The sequence below is a fragment of the Wohlfahrtiimonas populi genome (assembly GCF_002006795.1).
Lineage (GTDB): Bacteria > Pseudomonadota > Gammaproteobacteria > Cardiobacteriales > Wohlfahrtiimonadaceae > Wohlfahrtiimonas > Wohlfahrtiimonas populi.
Genome location: NZ_MVDN01000006.1, coordinates 121,381 through 136,737 on the forward strand (window position 1 = coordinate 121,381; position 15,357 = coordinate 136,737).

Genomic DNA, 15,357 nt, shown 5'->3' on the forward strand with positions numbered 1-15,357 from the left:
CTTAATCCTTAGATTGTGAAGATAAGCGATAACCTGCGCCGCGAACCGTTTGAATCATACGATGCGCATCTTTACTCTCTAATTGTTTACGTAAACGACCAATATGAACATCTATCGTACGATCATCGATATAAACATCATTGCCCCAAATGTGATCAATCAATTGATCTCGGCTAAATACACGCTCAACACGCTGCATCAAAAAGCACAATAACTTGTACTCTGTTGGACCTAATTCGATTTCCTCACCATCCACAAACACACGATGTGATTCCAAATCCACAGATAAGTTATTCACTTGTAATTTAGGCTTATCTTCCGGGTAAATACGGCGCAATAGTGCTTTCATACGTACCAACAGCTCTTTATTAGAGAAAGGTTTCGTGATGTAATCATCCGCACCAGCATCAAACCCTTCCACTTGATCATCTTCAGCTGCTTTTGCCGTCAGCATGATGATAGGAATCTCTTTCAGTTTTTCATCTTTGCGTAGTCGCTTAACTACTTGAACACCTGAACCACCAGGAATCATCCAGTCGGATAATACAATGTGAAACTCTTTATCAGCAATTAACGATACTGCTGTGTGATAATCAGGAGCTTCCAACACATCAAAGTTATTATTCGTTAATAACAACTTCAACATGCTTCTCAGCGCTTCATCATCTTCAATCAATAATACTGTTTTCTTCATCAATATATTTTCTCAAATTGAAATATGACAATTATGCTTCAATTTTATGACAGTTTTATGAATCCCAAATAAAAATAAGCAGAACATAGTCTGCTTATTTTATATCATTCATCCATCTTCACTCTATTATCTAAAACCAAAACGCCAAATATCAATCGTACAAGAATTGCCAATCATATTCTGGCTACGATCTATCTGACCATCTTTGTAGAATAACTCTGTATCCAATTCACCTTTTTCATTCCATACACGGCACCAGCCATCATTCACACCATTTTTATATGACGCTTCAGCAACTTTGAAACCTGTAGGTGCATTTTTAATTAAGCTACCTTCTCTCTTGTTGCCAATTGCACCAAATACATGGCTCAATATGCCATTAGTATAAAATGCCTGTGTTGTTAAAATGCCTGTCTTTTCATCTAATGTCTCTTTCATACGAAGTGAGCCATCTGGGTAAAAGGAGGTAGAACCCACTACTTTATTATCTTTATATTCTGTTTCAGAAGATTGTTTGCCATCTTGGTACCAATTTTTTGTTGCACCATGTTTCTTTCCAGCAACATAAGAAATTTCTGTTTTAACATTACCGTTGTTATAAAAGTTCTTCTGAACACCATCCAAAAGATTATCTCTATATTCAGACTCTTCTACTAAACGTCCATTAGTATCCCAAGCTTTAAATAAGCCTTCTAATTTACCGTCTTTCATCATGTATTCTTCACGAGGTTTGCCTTCCTCATAGAAAACAACAACTTTCTCCGTGTCATCGTCTAGCTTTTCATTTTTACGAATTGCGCTATTAGATGTTGTGTTTCCAGTTTCTGCATTAAAGTTTGGATCTAAAGCACGAGGGCCATACAAACGAACCAATTCTGCTTGCTGTTCCATTTCCTCTTTTAAACCAGGATTCGCATCATAGATTTGATCCATCATCACTTGATAACGTTCTTCTTCTTTTTTACCTTCCATGACGTTATAAACTTGTATGCCTGCATAAACCAATAGCAATGCACCAAAAACGATTAGTAATTTTTTAGTTGATGGGTCCAATCTCATTATTATCCTCACAGAGCCTGTTGCTGCAAATTTCGGTTAATTATACATTAATTTATTTGTTGTTTGAGTCATTATTGCATGGACACAAACACGAATCAAAAAAAAACCTGACATATAGTCAGGTTTTCATGATATGGTGCCTAGGGCCGGAATCGAACCGGCACGACCGTTAAGGGTCGGCAGATTTTAAGTCTGCTGCGTCTACCAATTTCGCCACCCAGGCATGGATTGCGTTGAGGTGCGTATAATATCCATTTATAATAACCTTGGCAAGTAACTGACTAAAAATAGATCAATTTTCGGAGAAATTAATGAAATCAATTATGAACTTTCGCACCTTCAATGACCTAAGAACCAAGGAAAATTCGAGGATTCAAGAGAATAAACTTTTCAGAAGTGCTGCACCAGAATATGGTACAGAAGATGACTTCATTCAGCTCAAAAATTTCCAATTAAATACAATTATCGACTTTAGAGATGAGCATGAGAAGAAAATTTTGCTTCAAGAAAAGTTTAATGAGCAATTTCATCGCCAATCTGCAGCAATGAATGTTGCAAACTTCTTCGATCATGAAGAAATTAAACGCATTGGGCTTAATAATGACAACATTGATGTGTACTATAAAAATATTTATCGTGTATTGCCCACACACTTTCACGCTCAATATCAGATTTTAGCCAATGCTCTCAATGAAGGACAAACTTTCCTATTTCACTGTAGTGCAGGCAAAGATCGAACAGGATTTGCAGCTTATTTAATTTTAAGTGCATTAGGCGTTCATCAAGACGATATCATGAAGGATTACTTACGTTCTAATGATGCTGCATTGGCACTGTATGAATCACGAAAGAACGAGCGCTCAAATCTACCAACAGATCAATTACCCAAAGAAACAATACAACGACTGTTTGGCGTACAGGCAGAATATCTAGATACTGCTATACAATCCATCCAAGAAAACTACAAAGGTAGCGAACGCTACCTTTCAGAGATACTACAAGCGGATATTCATGCTATCCGCCAGCATTATTTAATATAGACAATCAAACATAATAGGATCGTCATAGGAATGATCACTAACAATGAAATTCCTATACGCTCCCACGCTGATGCTTTCAATAAACTACGACTCAAAACAACAATCCTTTCAACCACAACGTTGTATTTTTAATCCAAACAAAGAATTCTACATTTTTCATATAGCCATACAACATATATGGCACAACAATTCCTAGCACAATGATGATGATCAATGCTAACCATGGCTTATTACCGCTCATTTCTTTTGCCATTGGTGAATGCCATTCACCCTCTTTACGCGAGCCAACCACCATAGTTTTCACTAGGTTTTGCCCTTTAAAGAAGAAATATCCTAAAATTGCTGTAATGTGCAAACCAACCATCACGTAAATCACATATAAATTGTATTGATGAATCGTTTTAAAATAACTACGTGTATTACCTGAAATCAATTTATACAATGGAGAATCTTGGTGTAGATAAGTATTATCCGTTAAGAATAAGCCTGTGATCGTTTGTACAAGTAAGACAGCCAACATGAATAAAACCATATAGGCACCCATTGGGTTGTGCCCTTCTGTTTTGCTCACACCATAACGCAAATAGTTATAAATACTTACTGGACCTTTTAAAAAATCCCAAAACTTCGCCGTCGAACTACCAATTACCCCCCAAATCACACGAAATAATAATAAAATTAGAACAAATACACCTGCATATTGATGCGCTGTAATATTTTCTTTATTAATTGTATAAATACATACAACAATCATCACAGCCAATGCCCAGTGAAACAACCTAATTGGAAGATCCCAGACCTGAATTTTCTTCATTTTACATTCCTTTATTAATATTAATTTTACTATTGTATAAAAACATGTCTGTTCTGGCGAGTTTATTCAGTTTGCAAAGTATAAATTACTTGCTATATTCAGAAAAATATCAAAATTATTTACATTATTACTACAAGGAGAATATATGAGGCGTATTTTTAATTTCATCAATAATTATAGCTTAATACAGCAAATTATCGTTGGGCTAGTATTAGGTATTATTATTGGCTTCACATCCAAAACAGCTTCTGCAACGGTTGCAATTTTTGGTGAAATCTTTGTGAATGGCTTAAAAGCTATTGCGCCTGTATTAGTATTTTTCCTAATTATGGCTGCCATTGCAAAATATAGAACGAATACAAAAAATCAATCTGCAATTCGCCCCATCTTAATCCTATATATGATTGGTACATTTGCAGCCGCTGTTGTTGCCGTTGTTGTGAGTTATATTTTCCCAATCACTCTTACATCATTGCCTGCTGCTGCAGTTCAAGCATCACCAAGTAATATCATTGATGTATTGCATGACTTAGTCATTAAAATGGTTGATAACCCTGTTAATGCGATTGTTTCAGCGAACTATATTGGCTTACTATTTTGGGGCATCGTTTTTGGCTTTGCATTGAGACAAGCAAGTCATACAACCCGTAAATTCATTGAAGATGTAGCAGAAGTGGTAACGAAAGCTGTACGTTTTGTGATTAAATTCGCACCGTTAGGTATTTTAGGCTTAGTTGCTTCAACGATTTCAGAAACTGGTGCTGAAGCATTAGTTGGCTACATACAATTAGTATTAGTATTGCTATTAGCAATGGCAATAGTTGCTTTTGTCATCAACCCTGCAATTGTATATTGGAAAATCCGCTCAAACCCTTATCCATTAGTATTAACATGCCTCAAAGAAAGTGGTTTAACTGCATTCTTCACACGTAGTTCAGCTGCAAATCTACCCATTAACTTAGCATTATGTCGCAAATTAGATGTGGATGAAGAAACTTATAGTATTTCAATGCCATTAGGTGCCGCTATCAACATGGCAGGAGCGGCTGTGACAATCACAATCTTCACATTAGCAGCAGTTCACACATTAGGCATTAAAGTTGATTTTTTATCCACAATATTACTCAGCGTTGTCGCGACAATTGGTGCATGTGGCGCATCAGGTGTTGCGGGTGGTTCATTATTATTGATCCCGCTAGCATGTAGTTTATTTGGCATTGATAATACTATTGCAATGCAATTAGTTGCGATTGGCTTTATCGTGGGCGTTATACAAGATTCTGTCGAAACAGCCATCAACTCCTCAACAGATGTATTGTTTACAGTAGCAGCAGATCGCGCTTTAAAGAGAACTTTAGATCCAATTCCTCGCCTATCTGATGAAGAGAAAACCTCATAATCCTATATCCCTCTAACATTCTTCTCTTTAGGAAGTATGTTAGAGAAACTCCATTTAAACAGTACTTACTATTTATAAATATAAAATATATAGATATAAAAAAACCTGCTTTCGCAGGTTTTTTATTGAACTGATTACAGTGATTAAATTTTACCAATTTTACGGTAACGTTCAATCGCATCAATCTTCGCATTGATCTCACGTAATTCTGTTTGAGCTTTAGCAAAGTTGAAATCATCATTTTGCTTTTGCAACATTGATTCAACACGCTCTCTCGCAGCTTTAGCTTCAGCTTCATCAAGATCATCTGCTCTTTCCGCAGATTCAGCCAAAACGATAATCTGATTAGGTTGAATTTCAAGAATACCACCTGAAATCCAGAACACATCTTCAGAACCGTTAGTTGTCTTTAATCGAACTTGACCAGGCACAAGCTGAGTTAACAATGGTAAGTGACCAGGAAAAATACCTAGCTCACCAGAGATACTTGTACCTGCAAAAAAAGTGACATCTCCAGAAAACAATTCTTTTTCTGCGCTTACGATGGCAACATGCATTGTATTCATTGAGACTCCCTATTCCGTTAGATTAAAGCTTAGCAGCACGTGCTCTTGCTTCTTCAATATCACCAACCATGTAGAAAGCTTGTTCTGGCATTGAGTCACACTCACCTGCCAAAATTGCTTTAAAGCTAGCAATAGTATCTTTCAAGCTTACATATTTACCAGGCGCACCTGTAAATACTTCAGCAACATGGAAAGGTTGAGACAAGAAACGTTGAATCTTACGAGCACGTTGTACGATTTGTTTATCATCTTCTGACAACTCATCCATACCCAAGATTGCAATGATATCCTTCAACTCTTTGTAACGCTGAAGAGTTGTCTGAACACCACGAGCAACATCATAATGCTCTTGACCGATTACTTGTGGATCTAACTGACGTGAAGTTGAATCCAAAGGATCTACCGCTGGGTAAATACCTAAAGAAGCGATATCACGTGACAATACGATTGTCGCATCCAAGTGAGCAAACGTTGTTGCTGGCGATGGATCTGTTAAGTCATCCGCAGGAACGTAAACAGCTTGAACTGATGTGATAGAACCTTTCTTCGTAGATGTAATACGCTCTTGAAGAACACCCATCTCTTCAGACAATGTAGGTTGATAACCTACCGCTGATGGCATACGGCCTAACAATGCAGATACTTCTGTACCAGCCAATGTATAACGATAGATGTTATCGATAAACAATAGAACGTCTTTACCTTCATCACGGAAATATTCAGCCATTGTCAAACCAGTCAAAGCAACACGTAAACGGTTACCAGGTGGTTCATTCATCTGACCATATACCATCGCAACTTTATCAAGTACGTTAGAATCTTTCATTTCGTGATAAAAGTCATTACCTTCACGAGTACGCTCACCAACACCAGCAAACACAGATAAACCTGAGTGAGCTTTAGCGATATTGTTGATCAATTCCATCATATTTACAGTTTTACCAACACCAGCACCACCGAACAAACCTACTTTACCACCTTTAGCGAATGGGCATAATAAGTCGATTACTTTGATACCAGTTTCCAATAACTCTGTAGAACCTGATTGTTCTTCATAACTAGGTGGTTTACGGTGAATACCCCAATGATCTTGCGCAGCAACATCACCAGCGTGATCCACAGGTTGACCCAATACGTTCATGATACGACCCAATGTCGCTGCACCTACCGGTACAGAGATAGGACCTTTTGTATCAGTCACAACTAAATCACGTTGTAAACCATCTGATGAACCCATTGCGATTGTACGCACTACGCCATCACCTAATTGTTGTTGAACTTCAAGAACTAAATCCTGACCTTCAACTTTTAATGCATTATAGATACCAGGAACTGAATCGCGTGGAAATTCTACGTCTACGACCGCCCCTATAATCTGAATAATTTTTCCTGACATATTTAACCTCTAAAAATTACTATTCTCATTCAATCTGCCCAGATTTATAGGGCTGCGGCTCCGCCAACAATTTCAGAAATTTCCTGAGTGATTGCAGCTTGACGTGCTTTGTTATAAACAAGTTGTAAGTTCTCAACAATCTCTTGAGCATTGTCTGTTGCAGCTTGCATCGCGATCATTCGTGCTGCCATTTCGCATGCAATATTTGCAACAACTGCTTGATAAATTGTTGATTCAACATAACGATTGAGAACAACATTAATCAATTTTTTAGGATCCATATCGTAGATATAGTCCCATTTCATTGTTTGTTCTAAATCAATCGCATCATCATCCTGTTTGCCAACCTCAGCTTTCAGCGATTCGAATGTAGATAAGTCTATTGGTAACAACTGCATGCCAACGGGTTTTTGAACCATTGTATTGACAAAAATATTGCCATAAATGCGTAATTCATCAATCTCACCATTACGGTAAGCTGTCAACATTACGTTCATTACGCCCAATAGCTGAGCCATTGTAGGTTGATCACCTAAATGACTCGCAGTTGCTAAGATTTTTCCACCATAACGATTAAAGAATGTATTAGCTTTATTACCGATAGTTGCAAACTCGATAGTTTTACCTTCGTTTGACCATCTAGCAATGTCCGCACTGAGGAGCTTGAATAAGTTATTATTCAAGCCACCGCATAAACCACGGTCACTACTTACAACAATAATGCCAACTTTCTTTACTTCACGTTTGGTTAAATAGACATGATCAAATTCAACATCAGCCTGTGAAAGATGAGAAACTAATTTCACAATTTGCTTCGCATAAGGGCTTGTTGCTAGCATTTGATTTTGCGTTTTACGCATCTTACTAGCAGCAACCATTTGCATAGCGCCTGTGATTTTCTGAGTGTTTTTAACACTCTTAATCTTTGTACGTATCTCTTTACCAACGGCCATGAAAAGATCCTAATATTTAAAATAAAGAAAGAGAAAAATTACTTAACCCAAGCTTCTGTCGATTTATACGACTTAATAGCTTGTGTAAATTGGTTTTCAATTTCATCATTGTAATTACCAGTCTCATTGATTTGCTTCATGAGATCAGCTTTTTCAATATTCATCGTAGTTATTAAGCCTACTGCAAACGCACCAATTTCTTTCACATTGATATCGTCTAAATGACCTTTTTCAACTGTGAACAAAATTACAGCCATTTCAGATACTGAATATGGACGGTATTGTGCTTGTTTCATCAACTCCATAACACGCTCACCACGTTCTAACTGCTTACGTGTTGCTTCATCTAGATCAGATGCGAACTGAGAGAACGCTTCCAATTCACGGTATTGAGCCAATGCCAAACGAACACCACCACCCAATTTCTTGATGATTTTAGTCTGTGCAGCACCACCAACACGTGATACAGAAATACCAGCATTGATCGCAGGGCGAATACCAGCATTGAATAAGTCTGATTCTAAGAAGATCTGACCATCTGTAATAGAGATTACGTTTGTTGGAACGAACGCAGATACGTCACCTGCTTGAGTTTCAATGATTGGTAATGCTGTTAAAGAACCAGTTTTACCTTTCACTTCACCATTTGTGAACGCTTCAACATAATCAGCATTTACACGTGCAGCACGTTCAAGTAAACGTGAGTGTAAATAGAATACGTCACCTGGGTAAGCTTCACGGCCTGGTGGACGACGTAATAACAATGAAATCTGACGATACGCAACCGCTTGTTTAGATAAGTCATCATAAATGATCAACGCATCTTCACCACGATCACGGAAATATTCACCCATTGTGCAACCAGCGTATGCTGATAAATACTGCATTGCAGCAGGATCAGCAGCACTTGATGCTACAACGATTGTGTGCGCCATTGCATCATTTTCTTCCAATTTACGAACGATGTTCGCAATTGTTGAGTTTTTCTGACCAATCGCAACATAGATACATTTAACGCCTGTACCTTTTTGGTTGATGATTGTATCAATTGCAATCGCAGTTTTACCTGTTTGTCTGTCACCGATGATTAACTCACGCTGACCACGACCAACTGGTACCATTGAGTCGATAGCGATATAACCTGTTTGTAAAGGCTCATCAACTGATTGACGCTCAATTACACCTGGTGCTAACTTCTCAATTGGTGCTGACAAAGTAGTATTGATTGGACCTTTACCATCGATTGGTTGACCCAATGTGTTCACAACACGACCCAATAATTCTGGACCAATTGGAACTTCCATTACTTTACCAGTACATTTAACTACGTCGCCTTCAGATACTTTTGCATAATCACCTAAAAGTACAACGCCTACTGAATCACGCTCTAAGTTCAACGCCAAACCGCGTACACCGTGAGGTAATTCAACCATTTCGCCCTGCATTACAGCACCTAAGCCGTATACAGTAGCAATACCGTCAGTCAAGCTAATAACTGTACCTTCAGTACTTGCTTCTGGCTTTACATCAAATTCTTCAATCTTAGATTTGATAAGATCACTAATTTCTGATGGATTCAATTGCATAATTCAAATCATCCTTTAAACATAATAAATTCTTTTATCGTAAATCCACTAAGCTGACTGCACCAAAAAAGAAGTCATTTGCTCTAAACGTCCTCTTACTGATCCATCCATTACCCAGTCGCCAGCTTTAATAACTGCGCCACCGATTAAATTCGGATCAACTGAAACATTCAATTTAATGCTTTTTTGGAAATGCTTTTCTAATGCTTTTACGAACATTTCATTTTCTGCTTCTTTCACTTCAAAAGCTGACACTAAATCAACTTCTACGATAGATTCGTCTGAAAGAACCATTTCATCATACGCTTGGCGAATGGATGGAAATACGTCGTAACGCTTAGCGCTTAAAATTACTGATAAAAAATTAGCTTCTTGATTCGTTAGCTTACGTTTCAATAACGTAGCCACTGCTGTTTGCAAAAACTGAGTTTTTTCTTGCAGAGAAAAATCAGGGCGAGAGATAAAATCACTCGCCTCTACATCGGCACTAATCTCATCGAGTACAGCCAAAAGATTACTCCAGCCAGAAATAGTATTCTCTTCCTTAGCAATCAAAAACACTGCTTTGGCATAGGGACGAGCAACTGTAATATAATCTGTCATGACTAACTATTGCCTTATAAACGTGATGCTAAATCTTTCAACATTGACTCGTGCGTTGCGCGATCTACTTCTTTACCTACGATCTTACCTGCACCTTCTAGTGCTAGTGCAACCACTTCTTGTCTTAGTTTTTCTTTAGCTTGATTAGTTTCAACTAAAATCTGATCTTGCGCATTCTGAAGTTGCTTATCAGCCACTTCTTTAGCTTGTGCTCTTGACGCTTCAACAGCTTCTTCTGCGCGCTTATTTGCAAGCGTAACAATAGAAGATGCTTCTTGTTTTGCATCTTTTAAAAGCAACTTAACTTGCGAATCAGCTTCTAATTTCTCCGCAACGCTATCTTCAGCAGCTTTTAAGCCATCTGCGATTTTGGCACGACGTTCGTCGAGTGCTTTAATCATTGGTGGCCAAATGAATTTCATTACGAACCATACCAATGTAAAGAAGACAACAAACTGTGCAAATAAAGTAGCATTTAAATTCATGATGTATCTGCCTGTCTATTCTAATCTATGCATAAAAGGCGTTTGGTGAACTGCGCCAAACGCCACGAAATGGAGTTATTACTTGAATACAACCATTGCAAAGAAGATAGCGATACCAACACCGATCAAGAATGCCGCATCTACAAGACCAACAAGAATAAATACTTTAGGTAACAATTTGTCCATCATTTCTGGTTGACGTGCTGAAGATTCAACATACTTTGAACCTAACAATGCAATACCAATTGCCGCACCGATAGCACCTAAACCAACGATAATTCCACACGCTAAAGCAATCATGCCCATGTCCATTTTTTTCTCCTAAAAATATAAAATAACTAACTAAACTAACAAAACACCAACCAAATCGATTGAATTCTTAATGAGCCTCATGAGCCTGACCAAGATAAACCAAAGTCAAAGTCATAAAGATATAGCCTTGAAGAACAATGATCAAGATATGGAAAATAGCCCATGCTGATCCTGCTAACCAATGCAATCCGAAACCCCACCATGTCCCTGTTGCACCTAAAAGAGCAATCAAAGCAAAGATCAGTTCGCCTGCGAACATATTACCAAAAAGTCGCATACCCAATGAGAACGCTTTAGAAATATATTCAACAATATTTAAGATAATATTAAATGGTAATAAATAAATACCGAAAGGTGCAGTGCAAAGCTCTTTCAAGAAGCCACCAACCTTTTTAACTTTAAACGAGTAGAAAAGAATCAATGCCAATACAGCCATAGACATACCCAATGGGCCATTTACGTCAGCTGTAGGAAGAATTCTTTGGTGTGCGATGTCTAAACCGAACACATTAATTAAAGTCATTGGTAGATCTACTGGCACTAAGTCCATACAGTTCATTACAATAACCCATAAGAAAATTGTTAAGCCCAATGGTGCAATATAACCATTTGGACCGCTTACTAATGTTTTGGATTGGGTTTCAGCAAATTCAACAAGAATTTCTACCGCAGCTTGAAAGCGTGTTGGCACTCCTGATGAAGCTTTACGTGATGCTCTAAATAAAAAGAANGCAATCCGAAACCCCACCATGTCCCTGTTGCACCTAAAAGAGCAATCAAAGCAAAGATCAGTTCGCCTGCGAACATATTACCAAAAAGTCGCATACCCAATGAGAACGCTTTAGAAATATATTCAACAATATTTAAGATAATATTAAATGGTAATAAATAAATACCGAAAGGTGCAGTGCAAAGCTCTTTCAAGAAGCCACCAACCTTTTTAACTTTAAACGAGTAGAAAAGAATCAATGCNAAAAGTCGCATACCCAATGAGAACGCTTTAGAAATATATTCAACAATATTTAAGATAATATTAAATGGTAATAAATAAATACCGAAAGGTGCAGTGCAAAGCTCTTTCAAGAAGCCACCAACCTTTTTAACTTTAAACGAGTAGAAAAGAATCAATGCCAATACAGCCATAGACATACCCAATGGGCCATTTACGTCAGCTGTAGGAAGAATTCTTTGGTGTGCGATGTCTAAACCGAACACATTAATTAAAGTCATTGGTAGATCTACTGGCACTAAGTCCATACAGTTCATTACAATAACCCATAAGAAAATTGTTAAGCCCAATGGTGCAATATAACCATTTGGACCGCTTACTAATGTTTTGGATTGGGTTTCAGCAAATTCAACAAGAATTTCTACCGCAGCTTGAAAGCGTGTTGGCACTCCTGATGAAGCTTTACGTGATGCTCTAAATAAAAAGAATAGAACAATAATACCCGATACAATCGACCAAAGGACCGTATCTACGTTGATCAAACTAAAATCCACAAAGTTTTCTTGTGGCAAATCTGTCTGAGTCATATTAACGAGGTGATGCTCGATATAACTACTAGCGGTAATCTCTTCTGCTGACATATCTTGTCCCAATCTAAATTTTAATGCTTGATATCCTGCTTCAAATATTTATGACCAAAGCCCATCACAACAACAGGGAGATACACCGTAATGATGACCCCTATTAAAAATGCAATCCAGCTAGGATCTTTTAAATATTTAATACTGCTCGCGAGCAATATTGCACTGATAAATTTATTTACAAACGCACCCAACCAAAAAATTACTTGCTTACTCTGAATCCAAAATGATAAAAAGATAACAAATAAGTTTGGTAAGATGATAGAAAGCCCCGCCCAAAAGTAGGATCTTCCAACACTTTCCCCTACAATTGCCCAAAGCAAAATTGAGGCACTTAGCGTAATGATCAATTGGATCGTTATTACTTGCTTCATCACTTCAAAACACCTTCGGCAAAAGTAGCTCGATTATAAGCAGTTAGCCTCCAAAGTCAATCTTTTTCACAAGGAAATTTGATAAAAAAGGCGAACTAGTTAAATTTATTGCACCCCAATTTTTTGCAAAATCCCGTCCAATTGATCCAACGAATCATAATGAATTGTCATTTTGCCTTTGCCTTTTTTATCTGATTGAAAACCAACTTTTGCACCAAATAATTGGCTCAAATCATTTTCTAATTTTACAACATCTGGATCTCTTTTTGCAGGCTTCACTTTTTCCATCGGTTGCACACCTTCTTTCATTAATCGCTCAACTTCTCGAACTGTTAATGATTTCTCAATGATCAACTCCGCCATTTGAATTTGCTCTAAATGTTTCAAAGGCAAAATCGCACGCGCATGTCCCATGTCAATTTTTCGAGCCAACAACCATTCCTGCACTTTTGGTGCCAACTCCAATAAACGAATCACATTACTCACAGCTGAGCGTGAACGACCAATCAATTCGCCCACTTCTTGGTGCGTTAACTCAAATTCAGTAATAAATCTTGCGATTGCTTCTGCTTCTTCAATGGGATTCAGATCTTCACGTTGAATATTTTCAATCAAAGCAACAGCCAAAGCTTCTTGATCAGTCATTGATTGAATGATCACAGGTACTTTTTCTAACTCAGCAATTTGTGATGCGCGCCAACGACGCTCACCTGCTAAAATCTCATATTTTTTCTGACCATCTTTTGTTACTTCACGCACAACCAATGGTTGAATAATGCCTTGAGACCTTATAGATTCTGCCAAAGCATCTAATGCGTCTGCATCAAACAACTTACGAGGTTGGTACATACCTGGCAACAAAAACTCGATTGGCATCTCTTTAATCGAACCATAACCAGCTTCTTTATTCGTATATACTTCGTTATTTTTTGTTGAGTCTTGGGTTGGCAATTTTGTTTTATTCAATAAAACATCCAAACCACGACCTAATCCGCGTTTTTTCAAATCACTTCCCTCATTTCTTATTTACGCTTACTTCGACGGCTGATTTCTTTAGCGAGTTCATTATACGCAATCGCCCCTTTAGAAGAAGAATCATACTTCACAATAGATTCACCAAAACCTGGTGCTTCAGCCAATCGAACATTTCTTGGAATCATTGTCTCTAATAATTTATCGCCAAAATGCTCTTGTAAATTTTCAGATACTTGTAGTGCTAAAGCATTTCGGCCATCGTACATTGTTCTTAAGATACCTAAAATATCCAACTCAGGGTTTGTTGTACTTTTCACTTCTTCAATGGTTTGCATCAAAGCGGACAAGCCCTCTAACGCATAGTATTCACACTGCACAGGCACAAGCACATGATCCGCAGCTGTCAATGCGTTGAGCGTCAACATATTCAATGATGGCGGACAATCAATGATGATAAAGTTAAAATTGCTCTGCACTGGCGCTAGTGCTTCTTTCAATACAAAAGCACCCTGCTCTCTTTGCGTCAAAAGAACTTCTGCACCTGTTAAATCGCCATTTGCGCCAATCAATCGAATAGCATTTTCCTCCAATTCAATGATCACTTCATTGATGGAAACATCATCCAACAACAAATCCACAGTGCCTAGCTCAATGGAATGCTTATCTACGCCCATGCCAGTTGTGGCATTGCCTTGAGGATCTAAATCGATCAATAAAACATTAGGACGAGCCTTCATTCCCGCCAAACACGCTGCCAAATTCACAGCTGTGGTTGTTTTACCAACGCCGCCTTTCTGATTCGTAACCGCTATGATTGCCACAAAGCCCTTCCTATAATTATTATTAACTTGAACGAAAGAAGTATATCAAATCCTTAGCAAGACAAAATAACCAAATGTCGTGCATCATTTAATTTAGGCACAGATAATTTAATAATCTCGCTATGATAACCTTCTTCTGCAAACTGCCATTCATCTGGTGTTACATGGCCTTTCATTGCTGCAAAACAACCAGCATCTGCCAATAAATGTTTTGACCAAGTCACCATATCTTCAGCATTTGCAAATGCACGTGATAAAATGACATCAAACAATTCTGTTGGCTGATAATCTTGCACTCGCGAATGCACGATTTCAATATTTTTAATACCTAACTCTATCTTCATTTGAGTCATAAAGCGTGTGCGCTTGCTATTAGTATCCAACAATACAAAATGTGTATCAGGCATTGCGATTGCTAAGATAAAACCTGGCAATCCTGCACCTGTTCCCACATCAATCATACGATCATGTTTCATTTTTTCTAAATGTGGAATCAATACAATTGAGTCAAATAGATGCTTCACTAACATCTCTTCAGGCCCAACAATGGACGTTAAGTTATACGCTTTATTCCATAGCTGAATACCTTTCAAATAGTGCGTCCATTGTTTGATCTGTTCATCTGAAAAATCAAAACCTTCAGCAACTAACCAATGCTTTATAAAATCAAATTCCATCATATATCTCTTT

General features: G+C 37.7%; 17 protein-coding genes, 1 tRNA gene and 1 pseudogene. 2 read left to right on the plus strand and 17 right to left on the minus strand.

The features are described 5' to 3' along the window. Position 1 precedes the first annotated feature (1 nt). The 3 genes from phoB to BZK16_RS08535 all read right to left on the minus strand — a co-directional run bounded on the left by phoB (position 2) and on the right by BZK16_RS08535 (position 1,976). Complete coding sequence (gene phoB, locus BZK16_RS08525; protein WP_077928472.1) at positions 2–694, minus strand: phosphate regulon transcriptional regulator PhoB; 693 nt, start codon at positions 692–694, stop codon at positions 2–4. Positions 695–820: 126 nt separating this feature from the next. Beyond that, the gene (locus tag BZK16_RS14600) at positions 821–1,753 is read right to left on the minus strand and encodes a toxin-antitoxin system YwqK family antitoxin (RefSeq protein ID WP_233145245.1); all 933 of its coding nucleotides are present in this window, start codon (positions 1,751–1,753) and stop codon (positions 821–823) included. 134 nt (positions 1,754–1,887) lie between these two features. After that, a tRNA-Leu gene (locus tag BZK16_RS08535) sits at positions 1,888–1,976 on the minus strand. 100 nt (positions 1,977–2,076) lie between these two features. Here BZK16_RS08535 and BZK16_RS08540 point away from each other — a divergent pair. Continuing rightward, positions 2,077–2,793, plus strand: a complete 717-nt coding sequence (locus BZK16_RS08540; protein WP_233145246.1) for a tyrosine-protein phosphatase — start codon at positions 2,077–2,079, stop codon at positions 2,791–2,793. 91 nt (positions 2,794–2,884) lie between these two features. Here the strand turns inward: BZK16_RS08540 and BZK16_RS08545 are convergent, their stop codons facing one another. Then, the gene (locus BZK16_RS08545; RefSeq protein WP_077928474.1) at positions 2,885–3,607 is read right to left on the minus strand and encodes a cytochrome b/b6 domain-containing protein; all 723 of its coding nucleotides are present in this window, start codon (positions 3,605–3,607) and stop codon (positions 2,885–2,887) included. A 145-nt stretch (positions 3,608–3,752) separates the two neighbouring features. On the opposite strand from BZK16_RS08545, the gene sstT reads away from it, so the two are divergent. Continuing rightward, positions 3,753–5,006, plus strand: a complete 1,254-nt coding sequence (sstT, locus tag BZK16_RS08550; protein ID WP_077928475.1) for a serine/threonine transporter SstT — start codon at positions 3,753–3,755, stop codon at positions 5,004–5,006. A 143-nt stretch (positions 5,007–5,149) separates the two neighbouring features. Here sstT and BZK16_RS08555 read toward each other — a convergent pair whose 3' ends face one another. From BZK16_RS08555 to rsmG, 13 genes and pseudogenes are all read right to left on the minus strand, one after another. Beyond that, on the minus strand, positions 5,150–5,572 hold the full coding sequence (locus tag BZK16_RS08555; protein WP_077928476.1) for a F0F1 ATP synthase subunit epsilon: 423 nt from the start codon (positions 5,570–5,572) through the stop codon (positions 5,150–5,152). 22 nt (positions 5,573–5,594) lie between these two features. Continuing rightward, a complete protein-coding gene (atpD, locus tag BZK16_RS08560; protein WP_077928477.1) occupies positions 5,595–6,968 on the minus strand; it encodes a F0F1 ATP synthase subunit beta in 1,374 nt (457 codons plus the stop codon). Between the two features lie 44 nt (positions 6,969–7,012). Then, positions 7,013–7,921 carry a F0F1 ATP synthase subunit gamma gene (gene atpG, locus BZK16_RS08565; RefSeq protein WP_077928478.1) on the minus strand — a complete coding sequence of 303 codons (909 nt, stop codon included), beginning with the start codon at positions 7,919–7,921 and terminating at the stop codon, positions 7,013–7,015. 38 nt (positions 7,922–7,959) lie between these two features. Beyond that, positions 7,960–9,507, minus strand: coding sequence for a F0F1 ATP synthase subunit alpha (gene atpA / locus BZK16_RS08570; protein WP_077928479.1), 1,548 nt, complete (start codon positions 9,505–9,507; stop codon positions 7,960–7,962). A gap of 48 nt (positions 9,508–9,555) precedes the next feature. Then, complete coding sequence (locus tag BZK16_RS08575) at positions 9,556–10,110, minus strand: F0F1 ATP synthase subunit delta (protein WP_077928480.1); 555 nt, start codon at positions 10,108–10,110, stop codon at positions 9,556–9,558. A gap of 14 nt (positions 10,111–10,124) precedes the next feature. Continuing rightward, positions 10,125–10,595 (minus strand): F0F1 ATP synthase subunit B, encoded by a 471-nt coding sequence (locus BZK16_RS08580; protein WP_077928481.1) that lies wholly within the window; start codon positions 10,593–10,595, stop codon positions 10,125–10,127. Positions 10,596–10,673: 78 nt separating this feature from the next. After that, on the minus strand, positions 10,674–10,907 hold the full coding sequence (gene atpE / locus BZK16_RS08585; protein ID WP_008316830.1) for a F0F1 ATP synthase subunit C: 234 nt from the start codon (positions 10,905–10,907) through the stop codon (positions 10,674–10,676). 67 nt (positions 10,908–10,974) lie between these two features. Next, positions 10,975–11,658, minus strand: a complete 684-nt coding sequence (gene atpB / locus BZK16_RS08590; RefSeq protein ID WP_077928482.1) for a F0F1 ATP synthase subunit A — start codon at positions 11,656–11,658, stop codon at positions 10,975–10,977. Then, positions 11,646–12,497, minus strand: a pseudogene (locus BZK16_RS08595) (F0F1 ATP synthase subunit A); the annotation flags it as partial. The pseudogene BZK16_RS08595 and the gene atpB, both read right to left, overlap by 13 nt. A 20-nt stretch (positions 12,498–12,517) precedes the next feature. Continuing rightward, entirely contained in the window at positions 12,518–12,871 is a 354-nt protein-coding gene (locus BZK16_RS08600; protein WP_077928484.1) for a hypothetical protein, read from the minus strand. Between the two features lie 105 nt (positions 12,872–12,976). Next, complete coding sequence (locus BZK16_RS08605; RefSeq protein WP_077928485.1) at positions 12,977–13,876, minus strand: ParB/RepB/Spo0J family partition protein; 900 nt, start codon at positions 13,874–13,876, stop codon at positions 12,977–12,979. Between the two features lie 17 nt (positions 13,877–13,893). After that, the gene (locus BZK16_RS08610; RefSeq protein WP_077928486.1) at positions 13,894–14,667 is read right to left on the minus strand and encodes a ParA family protein; all 774 of its coding nucleotides are present in this window, start codon (positions 14,665–14,667) and stop codon (positions 13,894–13,896) included. Positions 14,668–14,720: 53 nt separating this feature from the next. Continuing rightward, positions 14,721–15,347 (minus strand): 16S rRNA (guanine(527)-N(7))-methyltransferase RsmG, encoded by a 627-nt coding sequence (gene rsmG / locus BZK16_RS08615; protein WP_077928487.1) that lies wholly within the window; start codon positions 15,345–15,347, stop codon positions 14,721–14,723. Between the last annotated feature and the right edge of the window lie 10 nt (positions 15,348–15,357).